Here is a 24,857-nt window from a genome sequence, read left to right as displayed (position 1 = left end):
TAAAGGGATGAAAAGACCGTCTTCTACAGAAAATGAGTTCAGGTCGACGCACTGATCTCATTTTTCCGCTAAGGGTGGGATGCAGCTATGTTTCAACATGTATTCGCTGAAATGAACAACATGTTAGATGAAATTGTGAAGCATTACCCTTCTGCTCAAGGTCCCCAAAAACAGGCGCTGGTACAAAACTGGAACATGCTCAAAAGCATGAGCGAGGGCATTATCGAGGAATGGCTCCATTTTGAAGAGAAGATGGCCATCTTCCGCGAGAGTGCCGCCTCGCCTCCTGTTTTTCCACCGACCGAAGCGCCTGAATTGCAGCTTGATGCATTTATTCGCGGTCAAGGTTATTACAAGTTGTTGATGTTCCAGCCGGCCATACAGCAGTTTGAGGCGGCAGCCACCGTATTTCCGGAAAGCCTTCTGATCAAGCTGTATATCGCGATGTCCCATCTTTATTTGGGGCAAACCATACCAGCATCCGATGTATTGGTGTCCATCCTGCCCCTGGCAGACAACAAGAAGATGCGGGCGATGATTTACAATGCGCTTGGATGCATCGAGGTGTTGAATGGACAGCAAGGGAAGGCCGAGGAGCATTTCGCACTGGCGATTCACAGCGACCCGACGCTTCCTGACCCCATTATCAATTTGGAGGTATGCAAGCAGAATCGCGGAGAACTCCAATACGGCAGCCAATTGATCTCTTTGCTGTAAAAATCAAGCCGGAAACAAGAAGCGATGCCAGGGCTCATCCTTGAGACCTTTGGTATCGCTTTTTGCCGTATGGAGCTTATGGAGAGAGCGGGGATTTTTTACCCGGAATGTTCAAAACCCGCAACTTCTGGTATGCTGTTAATTAGTCTGGAGGAAAGGGATTTTATCGAAATGAAATTTGCCGTATTGGATTTTGAAACCACGGGCAACCAGTCAGCAGATGAGATCATTCAGGTTGGACTGGCCATCATCGAAGAGGATCGAAGCATCTCCCGCGTATACGGCACCTATGTCAATCCCGGGATTCCGATCCCTCCTTTTATTACCGGTTTGACCGGCATTTCCGACCGTGATGTAGCGGATGCTCCTTCATTGGAAGAAATGATGATGGAACTCGTGCCCATGCTCGACGATGTTGTATTGGTTGGGCATAATGTCGCTTTTGATTTTAACTTTTTGCAAAATGCACTCGATCGCTGCGGTTATTTACCGTTCAGCGGCCGAATTCTAGATACGATGCACTTCTTAAAAATATGTTTTCCCTCGCTGTCTTCTTATCAGCTTGGGATGGTGTCCTCCCATTTCGGCCTGGAGCATGACCGTCCGCATCAGGCGGACAGCGATGCGCTTGCCACAGCCTATGCGCTGCTGAAATGCCTGGAGGAGATCGATGAGCTTCCCCTGCTTACCGTGCAGCGGTTAAGCGACCTGTTTGCCGACGAGGACAGCGACCTGGCCTGGTTCTTTGACGGCATCCGTGCTGACAGGGAGCTCCAGGCTGTACAAGCCGGAGACACCCATACGTACTATCGTCAATTCGCCCTGGCCGTTGACGATTGGAACGATATTGCGCCTGCCAGAGATGAGACGGAGCCTAATCCCTTGGCTGATGTAAGCTTTGAGCAATACATGAATGATGTCCGTGAACGTCTAAAGGAAACGCTGCCTCATTACGAGAGCAGGGATGCCCAAGACATGATGTTTCAGGAAGTGATGCAGGCACTCGATGATAATAAACATTTATTGATCGAAGCCGGCACGGGAACGGGCAAATCCCTCGGTTATTTGCTGCCGTCGATTTATCAAAGCGTGAAGCAGGAACAGAAGGTTATGGTGAGCACGCATACGATCAACCTTCAAGAACAGCTGCGTGACCGGGATATTCCCCTGCTCACCCAGGTTGTTCCTTTTCCTTTTAAAGCGGCTATTTTCAAGGGAAGAGGCCATTATTTGTGTTTGAGAAAATTTGAACATAAAATAAATAGAAGAGATTTTCATTCCCCGAAGGAAGATGTGATCACCGCAGCGCAAATGCTGGTTTGGCTGACCCAGACGGAGAACGGGGATGATGAGGAGCTGAACCTTGGCGGCCGCGGAGGGGACTTCTGGGAGACCATCTCCAGCGATTCGGATTCCTGCCTGGGCCGTGCCTGCCCATGGTTCCGCAAATGCTATTATCACAGGGCCAAACATGAGGCGGGCATCGCGGATGTTGTCATTACGAACCATTCGAAGCTGTTCACCGACGTGAAAGCGAATCACCAGCTGCTTCCGAGTTATGAGCGTCTCGTCATCGATGAAGCGCATCATCTGGAGGACGTCGCGGGCAAGCACCTGGGCTTGCAGATGAAATATTTTTCGGTTGTCCATACGTTGACCCGTATGTACAAAGACAGCCGAAGCGGTCAGCTTCCGGCTCTTCGCCAGCTGCTGCAAGCGTCGTCCCATGAGAAGGCTGTCGAGTGGTCTTCCATCATCGACCGGATTTATCCGGATCTGATCACCGTCAAAGAGAATTGGGACCGGCTCAGCGACCAATTGTTCGGACTGCTTCCGGAGCGCGGAGACGCGACTCCGGGGGATGCCGGTCAATTCTCGCTTCGCTTATCGCCGCTGAAGAAGCCGAAGGATTGGAATTCGCTGGCCGAGCTGGAGCATCAAATCCATCTGACGCTGGGCGATGTCGTTCGCAAGGGTGACAAGTTGATTGCCGAAATGAAGGAAGATCTGGACGACTACAGCGCGGACAGTCTGTTAACAGACCTATCGGGTCTATTTAAGGACCTGGCGGCACACCGCGAGGACCTGAGGACCTTCATGTCCCTGAACGATGAGGGCACGGTATACTGGATGGAGGCGAACGGCAACTTCCGCGGCAAATCGCTGCAGCTTTATGCGGTGCCTGTCGACGTCAGCACCCACTTAAAGGAATTGTTTTTTGACAAAAAACAAAGCGTGATTCTGACATCGGCGACCTTGTCGGTGGACAAATCGTTTCAGTTCATGATCGAGAACTTGGGTCTTCAGGAAGCGGCAGACAACGGCAACCTGAACACGGTCCTGCTGCCGTCCCCGTTTAATTACAGGGAGCAGGCTCTCCTTGTTGTGCCGCGCGATTTTCCGAGCGTGAAGGGCTCGGTCGGGGATGCACTCTTTGTGAATACACTTGTGCAGTCATTGGCTGATACGGCCATCGCGACGCACGGTCGCATGCTTGTCCTGTTCACCTCGTACCGCATGCTGCGTCAGGTGCATGAGCCCTTGAAGGAGGCGCTGGGATCCAGCGATATTACGGTACTGGGACAAGGGATGGACGGAACCAGCCGTACCAAGTTAATCCGGAGATTCCAGGATAGCAGCGCTTCGGTTCTGCTGGGCACCAGCTCCTTCTGGGAAGGAGTAGATATACCCGGTGAGGCGCTCACCTGCCTTGCCATCGTCCGGCTGCCGTTCCAGCCGCCGAATCACCCTCTGGTCGAAGCCAAGAGCGAGCTTCTGCAGCAGCAGAAGAAGAACCCGTTCATGAAGCTTTCGGTTCCGCAAGCGGTCATTCGCTTCAAACAGGGATTTGGCCGACTGGTACGGACCGCGCAGGATAAGGGGATTGTCATCGTCTACGATACTCGGGTCATTGAATCCTATTACGGGAAGTACTTCTTATATTCCTTGCCTGGACCGAAGATGGAGCATATGCCGACAGAGGGGATCGTTCCCCGAATTTCGGAATGGCTGCAGGAAGAGGCAGGCATAGAGAACCAAGCTGAATAAAGTAAAACCATTAACAGCACAAACAAATGTAGTTATTAACCTATTATTAGGGGGAGCATGCATGAAATCGGAAAAAATTTCGGAAGCCGTGGTCCGCAGATTACCTGTATACTTGCGCTATTTGAATGAGCTTCAGAAAAGGGAGGTCTCCACGGTTTCCTCCCAGGAACTGGGGCAGAAACTGGATCTCAATCCTGCTCAAATTCGTAAGGACCTAGCGTATTTCGGTGATTTTGGACGGAAAGGGATCGGATATGACGTATCTTATCTGATCGAGAAAATTCGCCAGATTCTAAAGCTGGACCAGAAGATCAATGTTGCATTGATTGGGGCCGGTAATCTTGGACATGCATTATCGAATTACAATGCATTTCTGAAGGACAATATGAAGATTGTGGCGGTTTTCGATTCGTATTCTCCCAAAGTTGGTATGAAAATTAACAATTTGGTCGTACAGCCAATGGAGGAGCTGGAGAAGACGGTCCATGAGTACGGCATTCGTATCGGGATTATCACCGTTCCGGATTTTGAGGCGCAGAATGTAGCGAATCAACTTATCGCAGCAGGCATAGAGGCTATCCTGAATTTTGCGCCGACTATCCTGAAAGCTCCATCCCATATCCGGATTCATACGGCTGATTTTACTACGGATTTGCAGAGTTTGGCCTATTATTTGGATAACGGCAAGGAGGATGCAGCACATGACGACAACGAAGTGGATGGTTAAAAACGGAACGTTTGCGGTATTAGAGGAAGGAAGATCCGTGTTACGCGGATATATGGTCGTGGAGAACGACCGGATCACCTACTTGGGTGAAGAAGAGCCGACTGTTCAAGAGGGGACAGAAATCATCGACGGAACCCATCTGTTTTTCCTGCCTGGATTGGTGAACACGCACGGACATGCGGCCATGTCGCTTCTTCGCGGGTATGGCGACGATCTGGCACTACAGGTTTGGCTTCAAGAAAAAATGTGGCCGATGGAAGCCAAATTCACGGCCGACGATGTATACTGGGGAACCTCCCTCTCCGTGCTGGAGATGATCAAAGGCGGAACCACGACATTTGTGGATATGTATGATCATATGGATCAGGTTGCAAAGGTAGTGCAGGACTCAGGCATGCGCGGCGTTCTGACACGCGGCGTCATCGGATTATGTCCGCCTGAGGTGCAGCAGCAGAAGCTGGATGAGGCGGTTGCATTCGCGAAAGACTGGCACGGTCAGGCTGACGGTAGAATTACGACGATGATCTCACCGCATGCACCGTATACATGTCCGCCGGATTTCATCGAAAAATTCGTGCAAGTTTCGCATGATTTGAATTTGCCTTTGCATACGCATATGTCCGAAACAGAAGCGGAAGTAGCTCAGAACGTAAATGACTACGGACTTCGGCCTGTTGCTCACCTAGAGAAGCTTGGCATGTTCTCCCGTCCAACGCTGCTTGCTCATGCCGTCCATCTGACCGATGAGGAAATCGAAACTTTGGCCAAACATCAAGTCATGGTTTCGCATAATCCAGGCAGCAATTTGAAGCTTGCCAGCGGCATCGCTCGCGTGCCTGCACTGCTGAAAGCCGGGGTCACCGTGTCTTTGGGTACCGATGGACCTGCCAGCAATAATAATCTGGATATGTTTGAAGAGATGCGGCTGGCCGCACTGATCCATAAAGGAGTGAGCGGGGATCCAACCGCGATTCCAGCATCCGAAGCCCTTCGAATGGGAACAGAATATGGAGCCAAATCAGCCTTCCTTATGGATATTGGTACACTTGCGGTAGGCATGAAGGCAGATATGATCGCACTGAACACGGATCAGGCGCACTTCCTTCCGAAGACGGATTACATTTCTCATGCTATCTACTCCGCCAGTGCCAAGGATGTTGAGCATGTGTGGGTTGACGGCAAGCAGGTAGTGAAGAATGGCGCGAGTCTTACTCTCGATGAGGAACGTATCCGCCGGGAAGCGCAGCGTGCCTTTGAGCGTCTTACAACCCTCTAGGGAATAATCAAGGGGAGCGAGGAAGACGGATTTGAAGAAAAAAACGAAGTGGATATTGCTGAGTGTATCCGGCGTGCTGCTGTTACTGCTTGGTTTGCAGCTCTATTATTCATATGTGATGAAAGATACTTGGGGCGAAGAAAGAACGGCAATTGCTGCCGCCAAACAGCATGGCCAATTGGTTACGTCCGGAAAAACCTATAAATCGGTGTGGGGCGAGGACAATAACTATTGGGTGATAAGCGGGAAGGATCAGGACAATCAAGATCGTATGGTATGGGTGAAATTTACGGATGACAACGTACCTGTTGAGGGTGCCGATGCTGTCCAATCCGTTTTGTTGAATACGGGGTTGTCCGAAGCCCAGATGCGGGAACAGATTCATGACGAATTGCCTGGTGCAGAAATTAAGCGGCTGTTGCCGGGAATGTATGAGGGCGAGTATGCCTGGCAGCTGCAGTATGAACACAACGGTCAGCGCGGTTATCGGTTTTATCGTTTTCAAGACGGTAATACCATCGGAAATGACATTATTCTTCCAAATCAATAATTAACAAGTAGAGAGGCGCCCTTTAATTTCGCGGGTTCCTCTCTTATTTCTTTATAATTGTAAGCGCATTCAGAAATAATATGGAAAAACTGTTCTAAATATTTTCACAGACATGCATGAAAAAGTATATAAGATGTGATATACTCTTACTTGTACAAAATGAGCATATAAACTACATGCATCCCTATATATCGTTGTTTTATGTATTATTGTGTTGCAACATGATAGACAAAATTCCATGCAGAAATGAAGGAGGAACTTCATGAAACTACGCATTGTACCTATCGTGCTGACTGTCGTGATCTCAGCATCGGTTCTCTTTGGCGGATGGTTTCTGTATCGGCAGATGGCCTTGCAAAATCCGTTGGCCAATGTTGTGTCACAATATGAAGGCGTGAAGGATTCACATATAGATATTAAACAGAATACCGTTACTTTGAATCTTGATTTGGCTCCGGATACAAATTTGCAAGGCTTGGTCCAGCATATCAAGAAGGAAGGCAAGTCTGTGATTGGCAATCGGGAATTGAACATCCAGGTGGAGGACCATTCCTCGGAAGCACTGGATCAATGGTGGGAGCAGGCGATGCTGTCAGTAGCTGAAGCGATGGATAATAAGCAATATACCGATATTCAATCATCGCTCGAACGGCTTGCTGCCCAGTCTCCGAATTTGAAAGCAAAAGCAACGATTGATGACACCAACGTTTATGTTAGCTTGTCAGACGGCAAGTCTGGTAAATTTATAATCTTGCCACGTCAGTCTGGCAACATGGAGGTGTGGAATCATGCCTAAATTAGCTAAAGAAATCATGTTAGGCTTTATTCCGGTTTTGTTGGTATTCCTTGTGTTTGTCGGCGTGAACATCGTTCCCTTGCTCATCGCTGCAGCACTTGTAGGCGGATTGTTGTTTATCGCTAAGATGAAGGGCGGCATCGCTGTAGGCGCAGCCAATGAGCGGAAGCGGAAAAAGAGCGGACCTGCCAAGCTGACGTTCGAAGAAATCGGCGGGCAGGATAATGCCAAGCAAGAGCTGCGTGAAGCACTGGATTTTCTGATACGTCATGAAGACATTAAGAAATTCGGCATTCGTCCATTGAAGGGCATTCTCCTCACCGGGCCTCCGGGAACAGGGAAGACGTTGATGGCTAAAGCCGCTGCCCATTACACGGATTCGATCTTTGTCGCTGCATCCGGCAGTGAATTTGTTGAGATGTATGTCGGTGTTGGTGCAGGGCGCATCCGCGATTTGTTCAAGGATGCCCGTAACCGTGCAGCAAAGGAAAACAAGCAAAACGCCATTATCTTCATCGATGAGATCGATGTCATTGGCGGTAAACGCGAAGGCGGTCAGCAGCGCGAGTACGACCAGACGCTGAATCAGCTGCTAACCGAGATGGATGGCATCTATTCGCAGGATGCTCCTCGTATTCTGGTTATTGCCGCGACAAACCGGAAAGAAATGCTGGATAGCGCACTGCTGCGTCCAGGGCGTTTTGACCGTCACATTCAGGTCGATCTGCCGGATAAGAAGGGACGCACTCATATCTTGAATCTGCATGCGGGCAATAAACCGCTGCACGAAGATGTTGACTTGGAGAAAATCGCCGAGGAAGCATACGGCTTCTCGGGAGCACAACTCGAGAGCGTCATGAATGAAGCGGCCATTTACACGATGCGCGAGAATGAACAGTTTATCCATCAGCGTCATTTGTCCATGGCGATTGACAAGGTAATGATGGGTGAGCGTTCCGACCGTGAATCGAATTTGGAAGAGAAGAAGCGCGTTGCCATACATGAATTGGGACATGCTATTATGGCAGAGCTTGTGCGTCCCGGCAGTGTGAAGCAAGTTGCGCTCAGCCCGCGTGGTAAAGCGCTAGGCTATGTGCGTCATAATCCGCAAGAGGAACAATATCTATACACGAAAACCTTCCTGGAAGAGCAAATTATGATCGCGCTTGGCGGTGCGGCCGCCGAAGAGATCTTTTACGGGGGGCGGAGCACGGGCTCGAGCAATGACTTTGAGCAATCGCTGAACATCGTGGAGACAATGATGAAGTCAGGTTTGACGTCACTGGGCATTGTTAACATGAATATGGTAACAACTGAAGAGTTAATGAAAGAGAATAATGTGATTTTGGAAGAGTTAATGAACCGCACCAAGAATCTCTTGGAACAGAAACGGCCAATATTCGACAATTCGCTTGATATCCTGTTGAAGGAAGAAATTCTCTCGGGGGAACAATTTCGTTGTCAATTTCGTGAAAACGCGCTTTTACCAGCATAAATTGTTATGCTGGTTATTTTTTTTTACTTTTTTGTCGTGCTAAGATATTATTATACTTTGTGCTCTGAAAATGTATTTTTCGACAAATGGGGTACAATAAAGTATAGAGATAAGGAAAGGGTGGAGTAGAAACCATGTACTTCAAAAAAATCGGCGTCGTAGGCGGCGGGACTATGGGGCAAGGCATTGCGGAGATGCTGGCAGCCAAAGGTCTTGACGTACTGCTCGTAGAGAAAACTCCAGAGAAACTGGACTATTCATACCGAATGATCGAGACCAGTCTAGATAAACAATTGGAGAAGTGGGGAATTACCCAAGCAGAGAAGAAATTGATCCTGAACCGGATTCAAAAAGTAACTCATTTTGCCGAGCTTAGCACCTGCGATATGGTGATTGAGACCATTATAGAGGACTTGGAAGCGAAGAAAGAGGTCTTTACACAGCTTGATCAAGTATGTCCGAGCCACGTGATATTAGCAAGTAATACATCCACGCTTAGTTTGACGGAGCTCGCCAGCTCTACCAAATATCCTGAGCGTGTTATTGGCATGCACTTCATTCATCCTGTCTCCAAGGTGGACCTTGTTGAAATCATCCGCGGCCTGAAAACTTCCGATCATACGTTTACGGAAACGAAGCGCTTTGTTGAAGAAGTTTCGGATAAAAAAGGCATCATGGTATATGAGTCTCCAGGCTTCGTTACAACCCGCATGATTACCCTCATGATCAATGAAGCAATGCATTTGCTGCAAGAGGGCGTGGCTTCGGCGGAGGATATCGATGACGCCATGAGAATCGGTTATAACTTCCAGCATGGACCGCTTGAGATGGCCGACCGTTTCGGTTTGGATTCCATTCTCGCTGCGCTGGAGCGCATGTTCCGCGAGTACGGCGAACTGAAATACCGTCCATCGATTGTCTTGAAGAAACTGGTCCGTGCAGGGCAACTGGGCGTTAAAACCGGAGAAGGCTTTTTCAAGTACGATAAGGATGGTGACCGGGTATGAATATTCTCGTAATTAATGCAGGCAGTTCTTCACTGAAGTATCAACTGTACAACATGACGGATGAATCCGTGCTGGCAAAAGGCTTGGTTGAACGGATCGGCATGGATTCCTCCATTCTGACGCATAAGCCGACGGGAAAACAGGATGTAACCGAAGTCAGCGAAATTCTGGAGCATACCACGGCCATCCGCAAAGTGCTGGGCATGCTCACGAACGAGGAGCACGGTGTGATTGATTCCATCGACAGCATTCAGGCCGTTGGACACCGCGTCGTGCACGGCGGGGAGTCTTTTAAAGAATCCGCGCTCGTTGACAGTGACGCCAAAGCGGAAATTCGCCGCTTGTTCGATTTGGCTCCGCTTCACAATCCTGCATCGATGATGGGGATTAAAGCAGCAGAAACCAATATGCCTGGCGTCCCGCAGGTCGTTGTATTTGATACGGCGTTCCATCAGACGATGCCGGAGAAATCATACCTGTACGCTATTCCGAGAGTACTTTATAATAAATATAAAGTACGTCGTTACGGTGCGCATGGCACGTCCCACGCCTATGTCAGCCAGGCGGCGGCAGAATTCCTGGACCGGCCGCTGGAGGATCTGAAGATCATAACCTGCCATATCGGTAATGGTGCTTCCCTGACAGCAGTAAAAGGCGGAAAATCCATCGATACCTCCATGGGGATGACCCCGCTGGAAGGGCTCATGATGGGTACGCGCAGCGGTGATTTGGACCCTGCAATCGTTCCTTTTGTTATGAACAAGGAAGAGCTGACCGTCAATGAAGTGAACTCCATGCTGAACAAGCATAGCGGACTATTGGCCATTTCCGGAATCAGCAGTGATATGCGTGAGATTACGGAAGGCATGGAAAAAGGCGATCCAAACTCCACATTGGCCTTTGAAATGTACGAGTATCGCCTTCGTAAATACATCGGATCTTACGCGGCCGTCATGAATGGCGTGGATGTCATCGTATTTACTGCGGGCGTCGGCGAGAATTCGATCGTTCTTCGTCAAAGAGTGCTTGAGCAGCTTACCTATCTCGGAGTAGAATTGGATGAGGAGCTGAACAGCATTCGTTCCGGCGAGCCACGCCGTATTTCTGCGGCGAATTCGAAGGTCGAGGTACTTGTGATCCCTACCAACGAAGAACTGGTTATTGCTCGGGATACGCATCGTATCGTACAAGCTTCCAACCGTTAAATAGTAGTGATATAAGGGAGAGATTTGCATGGCCACCAAAAGTGTGATTCGTAACGTCAACCAGCATGTCGGCGAGACCGTCACGATCGGCGCCTGGATCAACAACAAGCGTTCCAGCGGGAAGATCCAATTCCTGCAGCTTCGCGATGGATCCGGATATATCCAGGGTGTTGTTGTGAAGAGCGAAGTATCCGAACAAGTATGGGATGACGCGAAAAGCCTGACACAGGAAAGCTCGTTGTACGTGACGGGTGTTATACGTGAAGAGCCGCGGAGCCAATCGGGTTACGAGATGACGGTTACCGGCATTGAAATCATACATCTTACGGAAAACTATCCGATTACGCCTAAAGAGCATGGTGTCGATTATTTAATGGACCATCGTCATCTGTGGCTTCGTACCCAGAAACAACGTGCGATCATGGTGATCCGTGCTGAAATTATCCGTGCGGTTCAAGATTACTTTGATTCCAACGGATTTACGCTGGTGGATCCGCCGATTTTGACCCCAACTTCCGCGGAGGGTACAACGAACCTGTTCCACACGAAGTATTTTGATGAGGATGCCTATTTGACCCAGAGTGGACAGTTATACATGGAAGCTGCCGCTATGGCGCTCGGTAAGGTATATTCCTTCGGTCCGACGTTCCGTGCCGAGAAGTCCAAAACTCGCCGTCACCTGATCGAGTTCTGGATGATTGAGCCTGAGATGGCCTTCACGGACCATGAGGAGAGCCTTCAGGTACAGGAGCAGTTCATTAGTCATGTAGTGCAATCCGTGGTTAAAAACTGCCGCCAGGAGCTTGAAACGATCGGTCGCGATATTTCCAAGCTGGAGGCGATCCAGGCACCATTCCCGCGGATTACGTACGATGAGGCGATTGATTTCCTGCATACGCAAGATTTCGATATTCCTTGGGGCGAGGATTTTGGCGCGCCTCATGAAACGGCCATTGCCGAGAAGTATGACAAGCCGGTCTTTATTACCCATTACCCGGCGGGAATCAAGGCTTTCTACATGAAGCCGGATCCGAATCGTCCGGAAGTCGTTCTGTGTGCGGATATGATCGCTCCGGAAGGTTATGGCGAGATTATTGGCGGATCGCAGCGGATCGACGATCCGCAGCTGCTTGAAGAGCGCTTCAAGGAGCATGATCTGTCGATGGAAACCTATCAATGGTATATGGATTTGCGTAAATACGGCACCGTTCCTCATTCCGGCTTCGGTTTGGGTCTGGAGCGTACCGTTGCCTGGATTTGCGGTTTGGACCATGTACGTGAAACGATTCCGTTCCCACGGACGCTGTACCGGTTGTATCCGTAAGCCGTGAGAGGTGAGTCTATGGACCACGACGATAACGTGGACACAGGCGTGAATGGGTGGACGGCCGGCGCCGCTGCCGGCATGAGCCAAGGTTTGGCGATCATTCCTTATGCCTTGCTGAAGCATTACCGGTCACTTGGTTTAAGCGACCGTGAAGCCATGCTGGTCATTCATTTGATTGGGTATCAGCAGGTGGAGTTCAAGGCGTTTCCTTCGCTGGAGGAGCTTGCGGAAGTGACGGGGGCTTCCGCTGAATTCATCGCTACCAGCTTGCAGCGCTTGATGAAGGTAGGGCTGATCGGGATTGATGAGTATGTGGACGAAACACAGGGGATTCATTACGAGCGCTACAATCTGCACGGATTGTATGAAAAACTCGCTTCGTGCCTGGCTGAAGAGCACAAAGAAAAGACCCCTGAAGGAACCAAGTTTGCGTCTCCGCTTTTGAATGCCCGCCCTGCTACCAGCAAATCAGCTGTTTCGGGGAATCCTGTTCCTGAGAAGGAAGAACGGAATTTGTTCACCATTTTTGAAAAAGAGTTTGGCCGCCCGCTGTCGCCCATGGAGCTGGAAACGATCTCCGGCTGGGTTGATGCCGATCGTTATCCGGACGAGTTAATCCTGTTGGCTCTGAAAGAAGCGGTATTTGCGGGCAAACTGCACTTCCGCTACATTGACCGGATCCTGCTTGAATGGAGCCGCAACCGGGTGCGTACCGCACAGGATGCCAAAGCTTATACGCAGAAATTCAGAAATATCGGAAGATAGATCAGAAGCACGTCCGCTACGGGCGTGCTTTTTTGTGTGCATGATCTGTTTTATTTCATGCAGTTTAAGTCCTGCGATTAGCAGGAGAACTTCCCGGGATCAACGAATGGATATAAGTGCAGCACGCTAGAAGGGGAGTTGGAGATGAGATACAAGGCCATTATTTTTGATCTGGATAACACGTTATTAGACTATAGTCAGAGTGAAAGGACATGCATGCAGCAAGCACTCGAGCACTACCGGCTGCATGAGGATCTGACGTGGGAGGAATTCTGGAGCACGTTCGGACCGATTAATTTTAATTATTGGATGAAGCGAGTTCAGAACAATCACGATATTAGGCAGGTGCTGGAGCATTCCTTTACGGATACCTTCCTAAGGTTGAAGCGGGAGTTCAATCAATCTCGGGAGATATCGGAAACCTACTGGGGGTTGTTTTGCAGTTCCAACCATATGGAGCCGAATGCCGACCTTATTTTGGAGCATCTGCATGGTGACTTTGCAATAGGGGTCATTTCCAACGGCATTGGCGAAGCACAGCGTAAGCGCTTGACAACAGGAGGATTGTTTCATTATTTTGACTCCTTCATCATTTCGGATGAGGTGAAGTGCTGGAAGCCGGACCCGCAGATCTTTGAACTCGCATTGCAGGAATTGGCGGTAGGTCCGGGCGAGGTGTTATACATAGGGGATTCGCTTACGGATGATTATGAAGGAGCAACGAGAGCCGGAATTGATTTTTGTTATTATAATCGCCGGGGTATTCCTTTAAGTGAACATCATCGTCCTGCTTTTGTGATCAGGGATCTCCTGGAGATCAAGGATCTGGCTTAGGAATCATGCATGGAGGAGGAAAATCTAATGAGATACAATCATATTTTATTTGATTTGGATGGCACCTTGACTGATCCGCGTGAAGGCATTACGAAAGCCGTAAGGTATGCACTCGGTCAGCATGGGATTCACGTAAACGATCTATCCGAGCTGGAAAGTTTTATCGGTCCTCCGCTCCAGACGACCTTTACCGAAAAATATCATTTTAGCGAAGCCGAGGCTTGGGGCGCCGTATTGAGCTACCGTGAATATTACAAAGACACCGGCCTCTATGAAAATGAGGTGTATGGTGGAATCCGTGAACTATTGGATTTGCTGTTATCCCAAGGGCGCCGCTTGTATGTCGCTACCTCCAAACCTACGGTTTTTGCCGAAACGGTCCTTGAGCATTTTCAGTTATCCGCTTATTTTTCCATGGTGTGCGGGAGCGAACTGGACGGTACCCGGTCCGCCAAGACCGAAATCATTCAACACGTTCTGGATACATGCCGGATTCAACCGCCTGCAGCCGTTATGATTGGAGATCGCAAGCATGATTTGATTGGAGCCCGGAACTGCGGGATACACAGCATTGCTGCGGGCTACGGTTATGGTTCCGAAGAGGAGCTGGCAGCATGCGAGCCCACCTATTATTATAAAACCGTGGATGAGATGCTTCGGTCGTTTGCAAGCTTAGCGGTTTGATATCGGCTTATCAGAAGAGCAGAGCCCTTCGATTTTTCGCCTAACATCGGTTATAATGGTCATAACCAGTCGGAATGTCATAATTTGTGAAGGGAGGGGTAAGATCATGATGGGAAGATTGCAGATGTGCTCTATGCAAAGTCTATATGATGAACAACGGCGGTTGTTTGCATGGAGCGATGAGAAAGTTACCGCCTGATTACCTCGTGTAGAGAGGCCGTTTATCTAATGGACTTTGCATCCTTAAAACCTTTATTTTAAATTTTAAGGAGCAGAGCTACCATGAAATATATAAACGCGGATATTATCCTTCCAGAGGAATTGTTGAAGGAAGTGCAGAAATATGTACAGGGCGGGATGGTGTATATCCCGAAACCTGAAGGATTACGCAAGAAATGGGGAGAAAACTCGGGCAGCCGGGTGTATTTGAAAAAAAGAAACCTGGAAATTCGGCAGTTGTTTGCGTCGGGTGCTACGATTGACCAGCTTTCTTCTCAATTTTGTTTATCCTGCGATTCCATCAAAAAAATTGTATATACCAAAAACAAGTAATGCAAAGTCACATTGGAACTGATTCTGATGTGGCTTTTTCTTATGTATAAAAGTCAGTTTAAAACAATCGTTATATAGAAAGGGCAGTTGCTGAGCAACTATAATCATTCAGGAACGTTCAAATCCATAGAGCAGAGGTGAGTTCATGAATGAGTTTTTTCAATTTGAAACCGAAGAACAAAGATGTGCGCTGCTCGCAAAAGCCAAAAGGATTGCGATATCGGCACTTCAGCAATATAACCTGGGTTGGGTTGAGATTGAATTTATCGGCATTTCGGACCGATTACATATCAAGTTAGGACTAGCTTAGATGAAACATACTTGTTGAGAATTCATTCGGATCGCCGGTGCAGTCATGAAATAGACTTAGAGCTTCAATTCCTGGATGCCCTTATTGCAGCAGGCATCAAAGTGCCGACAGGTATAACCACTCCAAGTGGGTTAAGATGGTTGAATATCGGTACGGAGGATGGATTCACATCCACCCATGTCACCGTGATGAGATGGGTGGACGGAGTGCATGCCCATGAAGCGCTTACAGAATATCAAGCTTATCAGGTAGGTGTTTTGATTGCCAGACTGCATGAAGCTGCATTTGGCTTCAAAAGTTCATCTGATCTTCGCAGGCCCGTATGGGGGATGCTCAGTTATAGAGAAGCCCTCGCCAAGCTGGAACGATATGCGGGAACGTTTTTGTCGGAATTCTCATGGTCACTGTATCAAATCGCAGCTGAAAAGGTTATATCGCAGCTTGATCAAATGAAGGCTGATGATTATAACTATGGTGTCATTCATGCCGATTTGCATATGGGGAATGTAGTATTTGAAGGGGATATTCCTCACCCGATTGATTTCGGTAGATGTGGCTACGGTTTTTTTCTATACGATCTGGCGGCGGTTATGTTGTCGCTTGTTCCGAACCAACGATTTAAAGTGCTTCAAGGATATGAGAGCATACGGTCGTTGGGATCGGATTATTTTCAGTCTCTGGAATGTTTTTTCATCATGATCATGATGGAGAATTATAGCCACCATGCCTCCAATCCAAAAGAGACAGAAAGTATCAAGGATGAGCAAATCTATGCGCTAGCTTATATTCATGAATATTTGCGCGGACGCCCGTTTCTGCTGAATGTGGTAGAGCCCATAGAAATAGACGACGCACCAATCTCTAGTTGATCCGGCCATCATAGAAGGGTATCATGATAACATAATACGTGTTACTGAATGGGAGAGAACAGCTTGCAAGTTACGAACCGCCCAGGTGAATATATCACCTGTTTGATCATCATGATCGCCACCATCGTATGGGTTCAATGGACATCATTCCTTCTATCCGCGGCGTGGGGAATCGGACTGACGCTGCTAATATATACTTTGTGCAGGCTACGAAGCGTACGCAAGATATCGATTCAGATAAATGACACGGCCATCGTGGCGCTTATCATGGTGATAGGTTATTTGCTCTATCATTCTTCTGGTGAAATCATCAAACATGGATTAGCGGGGCACGATGCCTGGGCCATCATCCTATCGAGGTTAAGCCTGATATTATTTGTATTACCCTTTGCACTCGCTGCCATGTTAACGAAGAATAAACCGTTATATCTTGCCACGGGTTCATGGGGAAAAACGATTTATTTTCCATGGATATTCAAAGGTCCGGTTCAAGATCCGATCTGGCGTTTCATGCTCATTTTCCTGGTTGTCGTCTGTGCCATTTTTTCATTTTTTATTGACTGGGGACAGCCGCATTTTTTAGTTCTTATCGGTTATGCACTAACATTTGCGGTGATCAATGCCGTCCTTGAGGAGCTGCTGTGGCGGGGATACATACTTAGTCATTTTGTAAGTGGATTTGGTGAGCTGAAAGGGCTTGTCATCGCCGGAGTTACCTTTGGTTTATACCACTACCACCTTGGTTTTTCATGGCCGGTTTGTCTGCTGTTTTCAATCTTCGGTATCATGATGGGTGGCGTGGCTATTCGTTCCAAAGGGTTGGTTCCGGTGATGGTTATGCATTTTGTGATGAATGTTTTATTTGTTCTTAGCGGCATGATCCTGTAACCTTTCCAAGAAGGGCGTCGATAGACGTTCTTTTTTTGTTTTGACCGGTATGGGCAGACTAGGGGACAAGCAGTGTTGATCTTGTTTCTATATTTATTAACAAGTTTTTTGAAAAAAGTGCAGGGGCAGCTCTCAAGGCTGACGTCTATGTATTTGGGAAGGAGGGGAGAGTTATTGATGCTGAAACGTTAATCACGCGCATCCTGCAAGGTGATCAAGAAGCCTTTCGGGAACTGGTGAACCATTACAGCCAGCACGTGTTCCACACGGCATACTCGGTTCTGCGGGATGCCAAGGAAGCGGAAGATGCGTCGCAGGAAGTGTTTATTCAAGTATACAAAGCTCTCCCCCAGTACCGATCTGAAGGCTTTAAAACCTGGATTACACGCATCACGCTAAATAAAGCGATTGATATGAAGAGGAAGCTTTCCCGTAAACCGCCGGAGCAGCTGCACGGCGAACACGATGAAGTGCTGGATAAACTCCCTTCCCGGGACGAAGACGTGGTTTCTCTGCTCGTACATAAGGAGAGAAGAGAGGAACTTCGAGAGAAAATTAAACAATTGCCGGACAATCACCGTGCCATTATAACGGCTTTTTATTTGGAAGAGAAAAACTACGAACAAATCGCAGCCGAGCTGGATGTCACGGTCAAGACGGTGGAATCGAAATTATACCGGGCCAGACAATGGATTCGGAAATCTTGGAAGGAGGAGGAATGGAAATGAACGTGAAGGATAACGAGCTTAAGATGCTGACGGCACGATATGTTAGAGGAGAAGGCTCGGCAGAAGAACGGTTTTCTTATGAAGAGCTCATGTTATCGGATGACAGCGTGCTGGAGATCTACATGCAGGTACTGGCGGAGCTTGATTCCGAACTCCCTGGCCTGTCAGACCCGGAAACATTTGCGCAGCAGGTGGTGGAACACGAACAAATTAAGCCATACACCCATAGAGCACTGCTGCGGATTCAGGAACGTCCGAAGCGATGGTACGAACGCGCGATCGTCCACTACACCATTGCCGCCTCCATTACCATGCTGTTTCTCTTCACCGGGGCATTTGACCGACTTCTTCCCGGCGAAATGAATCATAATGTTCCATTGTCCGAAACACCCTCCTACAGTGAGCAATGGGTAGAAAAAACAACGGGCTGGCTTGACCAGCTATTGTCCAGATAAGAAAAAAGAAAGGAAGATGCCAAGTGCAACCGCAAAAAAGTAAAGGGTTTGCCTTTATATTAAATATCCTTCCGGGCCTCGGCCATTATTATTGGGGGAGAAAGGGGCGCGCCCTTCTATATCCGTTCTTGTTCTTCGGAAGCCTGTTCGCTGGATTTGTGCTTGGGATCATGACGGCTTCCGACGCGGTTTTTGCGCTGGGAATTATCGGAGCCCTAATGATGTGGGGAATTAGCATGCTCGACCTGCTAATTGCTTTGATCCGGCACACGCCTGTAACGATCATCCACGATGAATATGGACGTCCGATGGAGATTCGTCAGGAAAAGAGCGATGAGTCAGAACGCTTTTATACCATATTGCTGTCCTTTATACCCGGTTTGGGGCATTTTCAACTGGGATTGATGCAGCGAGGGTTGTCATTCCTGATCGCATTCTTCGGACTTGGAACGATTCTGCTGTTCTTGACGGGCTTGACTCACGAATCGGTATTCCTCCTGTTTCTGGGTATGCTGCCTATTATTTGGCTGTACTGCATGTTTGATGTGGTTCAGCTGGTTCACCGTAAGCAAGCTGGAGAATTTCTTATCGATCGCACGCTGTTTGATGAACTCGAGAGCGGCAGAGAGAGCGGACGCCGGAGTAAAGTGTTTGCCACCTTGTTATCGGCTTTTCCGGGAGCGGGTCAAATGTATTTGGGACTGCAAAAACGCGGACTGCAGCTCATGGTCTTATTTCTTGGCAGCATTTATGTGTTGGATGTGCTCAAGCTGTCGCTGTTCCTGTTCTTGATCCCGTTGATCTGGTTTTATGCATTCTTTGACGGTCTGCAGCAAGTAAGCCGTTACGGCAGGGAGCCGCTGCGCGATCGACCGATCATCGCGGGCCTTGGGAATCAGCAGCGCTGGCTCGGACTTGGACTGCTTGTCCTCGGTATCTATTTCGTATTTAGCAGTGTTGTGATGCCTTATATCGATACACATTTTCCTCATCTGCAGCTGGATTACCGCATTCGCTCCTACTTGAAGACCGCGATTATCGCCGTTCTTCTTATCGGAGGAGGAATCAAGTTGATGACTGGCTCGAAAAAGGATTCGTTAAGGGGAGAGCGTTCATATTATGACACCGACAACGAATGAGATGTCATTCATGATCAGGGAAACACTCGATCGAAGTCTGCACGGCCCTGGAGAGTGGCAACACTCTCCAGGGAACTAGTCCCAGCTCGTAATCAGCATATATTCAGCAATCATCTCTTCGGGTTTCTGACCTTCTGCAGAACCGATCATTGATATGAACGAGATATGGAGGGAGATATCGTGGCCAAGAATCTGTATTATCTATTGTATATTGCCCTATTTGTTGTGACTTGTTTGTTTATCTTCAATGCTTATGCATCACCGGAGCAGGTACCTGTGCCTTCGATCTCTTTAACGGAGCATGAGCAGAATCGGCTATAGTTTATATAAAGAAAAAACCTGTAAAACGATGTTGAATCGTTTACAGGTTTTTTAGTTTTCGTTCAACGAGTATGTAAATCAGGATAAAAACGACCACGGTCGTAATGCCGGTCGTCATGAAATGGCCGGTAAGCCTGGCGATCAGCAGCAGGATGACCCCAAAGATCATCAGCAGCAGACTCACATAGGCATTGGCAACTTTAAAGTTTCGTTCATTTTTGAGAGATGACGTAGTCTTATAAGCATAAAAACTCTTGGAACTTTTGGGCGGAATCAAAAAGAGGACCAAACCATACAAAACAAATACGATGCCAATGGCTAAACTTTCGAGCATCCCTATACACTCCTAACGGAAATATAACGCCGGATGCACCCCAAGAACGCTGGATAATGGAGCATCCGGCTGTTCAAGCCCTATATCTGCAAATATGAATATATTACTTGGATCCGGCTGCATTCAGAAGCAGACGACGGTAGGCGTATTCGAATATAAACTCAAAAGCCTCCAGATGTTTCTTGGCTTCGAATGCATTTTTGCCCCAGGCATAGATGCCGTGGTTACGCAGCAATATCCCGGGTACAGCAGGATCGAGCGCATCCGGAACGAGTTCGGCAATCCGCGGAATGTCTGCGTAGTTCGGCAGGATCGGAATGCGAATCGCCGCGTCCTCTTCCCATATGTTAAAGGCTTTGATCAGCTCGATTCCTTGGGCAGGGACATAACCTTGTTCCCCATACCAATCGCTGATCAGATTGTTGTCGATGGTATGCACATGGAAAATGGCACCGCAGCCGGTTTTGCGGTAAATTTCGCAGTGAATCAAGGTTTCCGCGCTAGGTTTTAAGCCGGTTGCTTCGCAAGGCACGCCGTTCTGATCCACAAAAAGATAATCTTCAGGCGTATGTACCGACTTGTCTTTTCCGCTGGCTGTCACCGCAAAATAAAACTGCTCCGGGTTAAACTCGCCGACACGGACAGATAGATTACCGCTGGTGCCGGGGAACCAGTTTCTAGAAGCGAACAGTTCCTTGATCCCTCTAAGATCCTGCAGGGCAGCCTGTTTCTGTTCGAGCTGAATATCTGAAAATGCCAATTACAGCACCTCCCGTTTAAACTTGTCTTTCATGTCGTTCTGGATATCGGTAAATGTCTCGAAGGGTACATGATGTACGCCCAGCTTCTTGCATTGCTCGGTGAGCGAGGAGCGGGAATAAACCAGATCCGCTTGTTTGGCACCTTCGAAATCGGTCAGGCTGTCACCGATCAGAATGCGGTAATACCGATCGGCAGCAAAACGGTCCATCACCGTGACCTTGCACATGCCGCAGTCGTTATGGCAGGAATCCTTGCAAGGATGAGGCCAAGTAATCTCAATGCGATCCCCTTCGAAATTGGAGCCGTTGCAGAAGATATGGTCTGCCGGGATGCCAAAAGGCTTCAGCAGAGGATCGACAAAGAAATCGATGCCGCCGCTTGTGACGTAGAATTCAATCTGTTCGGATTTCAAATAATCCAGGAATGCACTGAAGCCTTCCCGAATCCCTGCATGGTTTAGAACAAATTCGGTAATTTCTTCTCTCATCGAGGAAGGGAAGAGCGCGAACATGCGGCCTACACCTTCTCGAATTGAAATGGTGCGGTCAAGCGTATCCTGCATGATCGACTCAAAGCCTTCCGGTTTGAAGTGCTTCATGATGGCGACGATGTTATCGTTGTTCGTGATGGTACCGTCGAAATCGCAAAAAATGATCGGCTGTTTATCTCCAGATGTCATACTTCTCCTCCCCAGATGTCCAGTGCGGCTTTCAGCTCCTCGTGTTCTTCGGCAAAGTGGGCGAGCGGTACGGATTTCATCGTCGCCTCTATAGCTTGTACAAAGGCTTTGCCGCCCGCCTCGGTTCCCATCGGATGTCCGTGGATTCCGCCACCAGCGTTAACGACCACATCGGTTCCGAAGTCTCGGATGATGCGGGGAACGAGTCCCGGATGAATGCCTGCGGATGGTACCGGCATGCTTCGTTTCATGCCAAGTTTAGCGCTGTGCAGCTCGTCGCGAATTGCGAGATTCTCTTCTCTCGGCATCGTTACAGATCCGTAAGGAGAAGGGAAGAGCACCAGATCCGCGCCGGCAATCCGCATCAGCTGGCCGAGCAGCACCGGAGCCGTTATCCCATAGTATGGGGAAGGATAAATGGCGCCGGCAAGCGCAGGGTGAGCCGCGATTGGTACGGTAATATCCGGATCACTGCTTAACTCGTGCAAAACGTCATACCCGTAGGACAGCACATTAAAGAGCAGGGCGTTAGCGCCGGCATCAATCGCACGCAGCGCTTGCTCACGCAGCCGCGACGTCCGTCCGGTCAGATTGGCTGCATACAGCAGTTTTTTGCCTGTCTGTTGTTCCACGTCGGCAGCAGCCTGGATGCACATGCTGACCCGTTTTTCGATCGGGGTGAGGTCGTTCTCGAACAGGATTTCATCATCTTTGATAAGATCCACCCCACCAAGCGCCTGACGGATAAATTGGGCTCTAAGCTCGTCCGCATTCAGTCCGATTACTGACTTGAATATGCTCATGAGCAGAGGACGGTCATGGACGCCGAGTAGATCGCGGACTCCGTCGATGCCATATTTCGGTCCGGGAAACGCACTCAGGAAGTCGGGAGACAAATCCAGGGAAGTCAGTTTGATGCGCCCGTCCATGGAAATTTTGCCGAACACGGTCACCAGCAGGGCAGGGATATCCCGGCTGAAATTAATGTCCGGATAAGCAATGCTGACGTCCGCATACCGGCTGCCTGGCTCCCAGCCCTCGTGAACCTGAATGTCAACAACTTCGCCAAGATGCTTCTGCATCGCTTCACGCTTGGCTTGCGGCAGCTCGGTCCAGCTGCCGACCGTCATGCCAACGGCGATGGAAGTCGCTTTCTTACGAAAATCCGCCTGGTCGTCATAAATTCGGTACGTTGCGATACAGCGGCTCATGAGATCTGCTCCTTCAGCATGGCGCCCATTTCTTTGGAGCGCTCAGCACAGCGGTTCACGGCGGCAATGACGGTTTCGAAGAAATCGCCTTTGTCGAGCGTTTCGAGGGCCGCTTGCGTTGAGCCGTTCGGCGATGTAATTTTCGCGCGAAGCGATGAAGGCTGTTCCCCGGTCTGCTGCACCATCCGGGCGGCGCCCAGAATGGTTTGGAGTGTCAGCTCGCGGCTTTGCTCCGGCGTCAAGCCGCCGCGGATCCCTGCGGCAGTCATGGCTTCCATCATGTAATAGAAGTAAGCCGGACCACTGCCGGATATACCGGTCAGGATATCCATCTTCTCTTCTTCAATGACCGTTACATTACCAACAGCTTCGAACAAGGTCATGACCAGCTGGCGCTGTTCTTCGCTGATTTCCTTCGAGAACGCGATTCCTGTGGAACCAAGCCCAATGGAGGCGGATGTATTCGGCATCGTACGAGCAATGGGCTGTTGGGTTCCAAGCAGCGTCTGGGTCGTATAAATCGATAGTCCGGCAATCACCGAGATGATCAATTGATCGCTTGACAGCTTCGGTCCCAGTTCTTTTAACGCTTTAGCAGCATCCTTCGGTTTCATGGCAAGCACGATCACCGGCGAAGTTTTCAGAATTTCGATTTTAGCGGCATCGTCGTTGTTGATCTGGACACCATAGCGCTCACTCAGTTCCTGAAGGCGCTGAACATTGCTTCGATTGAGCATCGTAATATTCTCAGGGAGCACGACAGAACGGCTTACTAATCCTCGTACGATCGCTTCGGCCATCGAGCCGGCGCCGTAGAAGGTGATTGCTTTATCTATTAAAGGTCGGTTCTGCGGGGATTGGCACATCGTTGTTTCCTCCTTCATGGCTTTTGATGAATGATTTATTCGCGTATTTGACCACTACCGATAATAACATATTTGGAGGAAGTAAGCGCGGGTAATCCCATGGGTCCTCTTGCATGCAGCTTCTGGGTGCTGATCCCGATTTCGGCGCCAAAGCCAAATTCAAAGCCATCGGTGAAGCGGGTGGAAGCGTTATGATAAACAGCAGCTGCGTCCACTTCCTGCAAGAACCGCTGCGCATGATCCTTATCCTCCGTAACGATACATTCCGAATGCTTCGTTCCATAAATCGAAATATGCTCAATGGCCTCATCCAGGTGATCCACGATTTTAATGTTCAAGATATAGTCGTTGTACTCGGTAGCGTAATCCTCAGACGTCGCTTTAGCAGCCCATGGAACGTAATCCAGGGTGCGCTGACATCCGCGCAGCTCGACGTTACGCTCACGGAAGGCTTCGGCGAGCACGGTCAGATGCGATTTGGCATAATCAGCATGGACGAGCAGGGTTTCCATGGAATTGCAGACCGAAGGGCGCTGCACCTTGGCATTGAGACTGATGGAAACCGCCATATCCGGCTCTGCCGATGCATCTATATAGGTATGGCATATCCCGGCTCCGGTTTCGATTACGGGAACCGTGGCATTCACCACAACGTTCTGGATCAGCGAGCTGCCGCCGCGCGGAATAATGACATCCAGCAGTCCGTTGAGCTTCAGCATTTCATCCACGGAGGAACGGTTCGGGTCCTCGATAAGCTGCAGCGCTTCCTTAGGCAGTGCGGTGCGTTCCATAGCTTCGTGTAGCACCTCGATGATTTTGCGGTTGGAGGAGAGGGCGGAAGAACCGCCGCGGAGTACGACCGCGTTGCCTGTCTTCAAGCACAGGCCGGCTGCATCGACCGTCACATTTGGACGTGCTTCATAAATGATGCCGATCACGCCAAGGGGAACACGTTCCTTGACGATGTTCAGTCCGTTCGGGCGATCGATCGTTTCCAAGGTGTCGCCGATTGGGTCCGGCAGCTTCACGATTTGGCGTAAGCCTTCGGCAATGCCCTCGATTCTGGCTTCATTCAGTGCCAATCGGTCCAGAAGGGAGGCTGAGGTGCCAAGTTCCTTCCCGCGGCGTAGATCCTCCGCGTTGGCTTCCATAATATCAGCCGTCCGTTGGATCAGTGCGTCTGCCATGATCAGCAGAGCCTGATTCTTCTCCTCGGTGCTCAGTCTGCCTAGACCGAAAGCGGCCTGTTTGGCCAGCTTGGCTTTATTGCGAACCTCACTCATAATAATTCCTCCTTAGTTGAATGATTAGG

Annotated in this window: 27 protein-coding genes; 21 read left to right on the top strand and 6 right to left on the bottom strand. The window is 49.2% G+C overall.

Annotated elements, in window-relative coordinates:
- Nucleotides 1–87 precede the first annotated feature (87 nt).
- The 21 genes from DP091_RS02350 to DP091_RS31195 all read left to right on the top strand — a co-directional run bounded on the left by DP091_RS02350 (nucleotide 88) and on the right by DP091_RS31195 (nucleotide 19,693).
- On the top strand, nucleotides 88–717 hold the full coding sequence (locus DP091_RS02350) for a hypothetical protein (protein ID WP_071218376.1): 630 nt from the start codon (nucleotides 88–90) through the stop codon (nucleotides 715–717).
- 171 nt (nucleotides 718–888) lie between these two features.
- Nucleotides 889–3,765, top strand: a complete 2,877-nt coding sequence (gene dinG / locus DP091_RS02345; RefSeq protein WP_113057249.1) for an ATP-dependent DNA helicase DinG — start codon at nucleotides 889–891, stop codon at nucleotides 3,763–3,765.
- Between the two features lie 61 nt (nucleotides 3,766–3,826).
- Nucleotides 3,827–4,492, top strand: a complete 666-nt coding sequence (locus tag DP091_RS02340) for a redox-sensing transcriptional repressor Rex (protein ID WP_076320998.1) — start codon at nucleotides 3,827–3,829, stop codon at nucleotides 4,490–4,492.
- On the top strand, nucleotides 4,467–5,768 hold the full coding sequence (locus DP091_RS02335) for an amidohydrolase (protein WP_113056899.1): 1,302 nt from the start codon (nucleotides 4,467–4,469) through the stop codon (nucleotides 5,766–5,768). The genes DP091_RS02340 and DP091_RS02335 overlap by 26 nt, the downstream gene beginning before the upstream one ends.
- Before the next feature lie 31 nt (nucleotides 5,769–5,799).
- Nucleotides 5,800–6,318, top strand: a complete 519-nt coding sequence (locus tag DP091_RS02330; RefSeq protein WP_113056898.1) for a cell wall elongation regulator TseB-like domain-containing protein — start codon at nucleotides 5,800–5,802, stop codon at nucleotides 6,316–6,318.
- 262 nt (nucleotides 6,319–6,580) lie between these two features.
- Nucleotides 6,581–7,114: a hypothetical protein gene (locus DP091_RS02325; RefSeq protein WP_113056897.1), complete on the top strand. Its 534-nt coding sequence runs from the start codon at nucleotides 6,581–6,583 to the stop codon at nucleotides 7,112–7,114.
- Nucleotides 7,107–8,609 (top strand): AAA family ATPase, encoded by a 1,503-nt coding sequence (locus DP091_RS02320; RefSeq protein ID WP_113056896.1) that lies wholly within the window; start codon nucleotides 7,107–7,109, stop codon nucleotides 8,607–8,609. The genes DP091_RS02325 and DP091_RS02320 overlap by 8 nt, the downstream gene beginning before the upstream one ends.
- Before the next feature lie 134 nt (nucleotides 8,610–8,743).
- Nucleotides 8,744–9,616 (top strand): 3-hydroxyacyl-CoA dehydrogenase family protein, encoded by an 873-nt coding sequence (locus tag DP091_RS02315; RefSeq protein ID WP_071218369.1) that lies wholly within the window; start codon nucleotides 8,744–8,746, stop codon nucleotides 9,614–9,616.
- On the top strand, nucleotides 9,613–10,821 hold the full coding sequence (locus DP091_RS02310; RefSeq protein ID WP_113056895.1) for an acetate/propionate family kinase: 1,209 nt from the start codon (nucleotides 9,613–9,615) through the stop codon (nucleotides 10,819–10,821). Before DP091_RS02315 ends, DP091_RS02310 begins: the two co-directional genes overlap by 4 nt.
- A 28-nt stretch (nucleotides 10,822–10,849) precedes the next feature.
- The gene (asnS, locus tag DP091_RS02305) at nucleotides 10,850–12,145 is read left to right on the top strand and encodes an asparagine--tRNA ligase (RefSeq protein WP_113056894.1); all 1,296 of its coding nucleotides are present in this window, start codon (nucleotides 10,850–10,852) and stop codon (nucleotides 12,143–12,145) included.
- An 18-nt stretch (nucleotides 12,146–12,163) separates the two neighbouring features.
- Nucleotides 12,164–12,913 carry a DnaD domain-containing protein gene (locus DP091_RS02300; RefSeq protein WP_113056893.1) on the top strand — a complete coding sequence of 250 codons (750 nt, stop codon included), beginning with the start codon at nucleotides 12,164–12,166 and terminating at the stop codon, nucleotides 12,911–12,913.
- 144 nt (nucleotides 12,914–13,057) lie between these two features.
- Nucleotides 13,058–13,747: an HAD family hydrolase gene (locus tag DP091_RS02295; RefSeq protein ID WP_258394379.1), complete on the top strand. Its 690-nt coding sequence runs from the start codon at nucleotides 13,058–13,060 to the stop codon at nucleotides 13,745–13,747.
- 27 nt (nucleotides 13,748–13,774) lie between these two features.
- On the top strand, nucleotides 13,775–14,431 hold the full coding sequence (locus tag DP091_RS02290; protein ID WP_113056891.1) for an HAD family hydrolase: 657 nt from the start codon (nucleotides 13,775–13,777) through the stop codon (nucleotides 14,429–14,431).
- A gap of 282 nt (nucleotides 14,432–14,713) precedes the next feature.
- Nucleotides 14,714–14,983 (top strand): CD3324 family protein, encoded by a 270-nt coding sequence (locus DP091_RS02285; protein ID WP_071218363.1) that lies wholly within the window; start codon nucleotides 14,714–14,716, stop codon nucleotides 14,981–14,983.
- A 145-nt stretch (nucleotides 14,984–15,128) separates the two neighbouring features.
- Nucleotides 15,129–15,293: a hypothetical protein gene (locus DP091_RS31675; protein WP_258394378.1), complete on the top strand. Its 165-nt coding sequence runs from the start codon at nucleotides 15,129–15,131 to the stop codon at nucleotides 15,291–15,293.
- 11 nt (nucleotides 15,294–15,304) lie between these two features.
- The gene (locus tag DP091_RS02280) at nucleotides 15,305–16,162 is read left to right on the top strand and encodes a phosphotransferase enzyme family protein (RefSeq protein WP_258394377.1); all 858 of its coding nucleotides are present in this window, start codon (nucleotides 15,305–15,307) and stop codon (nucleotides 16,160–16,162) included.
- A gap of 63 nt (nucleotides 16,163–16,225) precedes the next feature.
- Nucleotides 16,226–17,050 carry a CPBP family intramembrane glutamic endopeptidase gene (locus DP091_RS02275; protein WP_113057248.1) on the top strand — a complete coding sequence of 275 codons (825 nt, stop codon included), beginning with the start codon at nucleotides 16,226–16,228 and terminating at the stop codon, nucleotides 17,048–17,050.
- 236 nt (nucleotides 17,051–17,286) lie between these two features.
- Nucleotides 17,287–17,778: an RNA polymerase sigma factor gene (locus tag DP091_RS02270; protein WP_071218426.1), complete on the top strand. Its 492-nt coding sequence runs from the start codon at nucleotides 17,287–17,289 to the stop codon at nucleotides 17,776–17,778.
- A complete protein-coding gene (locus DP091_RS02265) occupies nucleotides 17,775–18,233 on the top strand; it encodes a hypothetical protein (protein WP_113056890.1) in 459 nt (152 codons plus the stop codon). The genes DP091_RS02270 and DP091_RS02265 overlap by 4 nt, the downstream gene beginning before the upstream one ends.
- Before the next feature lie 23 nt (nucleotides 18,234–18,256).
- A complete protein-coding gene (locus DP091_RS02260; protein WP_113056889.1) occupies nucleotides 18,257–19,372 on the top strand; it encodes a hypothetical protein in 1,116 nt (371 codons plus the stop codon).
- A gap of 180 nt (nucleotides 19,373–19,552) precedes the next feature.
- Complete coding sequence (locus tag DP091_RS31195; RefSeq protein WP_181469708.1) at nucleotides 19,553–19,693, top strand: hypothetical protein; 141 nt, start codon at nucleotides 19,553–19,555, stop codon at nucleotides 19,691–19,693.
- A gap of 40 nt (nucleotides 19,694–19,733) precedes the next feature.
- Here DP091_RS31195 and DP091_RS02255 read toward each other — a convergent pair whose 3' ends face one another.
- The 6 genes from DP091_RS02255 to DP091_RS02230 all read right to left on the bottom strand — a co-directional run bounded on the left by DP091_RS02255 (nucleotide 19,734) and on the right by DP091_RS02230 (nucleotide 24,828).
- On the bottom strand, nucleotides 19,734–20,027 hold the full coding sequence (locus DP091_RS02255; protein ID WP_113056888.1) for an SdpI family protein: 294 nt from the start codon (nucleotides 20,025–20,027) through the stop codon (nucleotides 19,734–19,736).
- 103 nt (nucleotides 20,028–20,130) lie between these two features.
- Nucleotides 20,131–20,787, bottom strand: a complete 657-nt coding sequence (locus DP091_RS02250) for a methylthioribulose 1-phosphate dehydratase (protein ID WP_113056887.1) — start codon at nucleotides 20,785–20,787, stop codon at nucleotides 20,131–20,133.
- Entirely contained in the window at nucleotides 20,788–21,468 is a 681-nt protein-coding gene (locus DP091_RS02245) for a 2-hydroxy-3-keto-5-methylthiopentenyl-1-phosphate phosphatase (RefSeq protein ID WP_113056886.1), read from the bottom strand.
- Nucleotides 21,465–22,679, bottom strand: a complete 1,215-nt coding sequence (locus tag DP091_RS02240) for a 2,3-diketo-5-methylthiopentyl-1-phosphate enolase (RefSeq protein ID WP_113056885.1) — start codon at nucleotides 22,677–22,679, stop codon at nucleotides 21,465–21,467. The genes DP091_RS02245 and DP091_RS02240 overlap by 4 nt, the downstream gene beginning before the upstream one ends.
- Nucleotides 22,676–23,545: a pyrroline-5-carboxylate reductase gene (gene proC, locus DP091_RS02235; protein WP_071218354.1), complete on the bottom strand. Its 870-nt coding sequence runs from the start codon at nucleotides 23,543–23,545 to the stop codon at nucleotides 22,676–22,678. The genes DP091_RS02240 and proC overlap by 4 nt, the downstream gene beginning before the upstream one ends.
- A 35-nt stretch (nucleotides 23,546–23,580) precedes the next feature.
- Nucleotides 23,581–24,828, bottom strand: a complete 1,248-nt coding sequence (locus DP091_RS02230; protein ID WP_113056884.1) for a glutamate-5-semialdehyde dehydrogenase — start codon at nucleotides 24,826–24,828, stop codon at nucleotides 23,581–23,583.
- Nucleotides 24,829–24,857: the final 29 nt, after the last annotated feature.

It is taken from the genome of Paenibacillus sp. MDMC362 (assembly GCF_003269305.1).
Classification (GTDB): domain Bacteria; phylum Bacillota; class Bacilli; order Paenibacillales; family Paenibacillaceae; genus Paenibacillus_AQ.
This window is presented reverse-complemented; position numbering and strand designations above follow the sequence as displayed.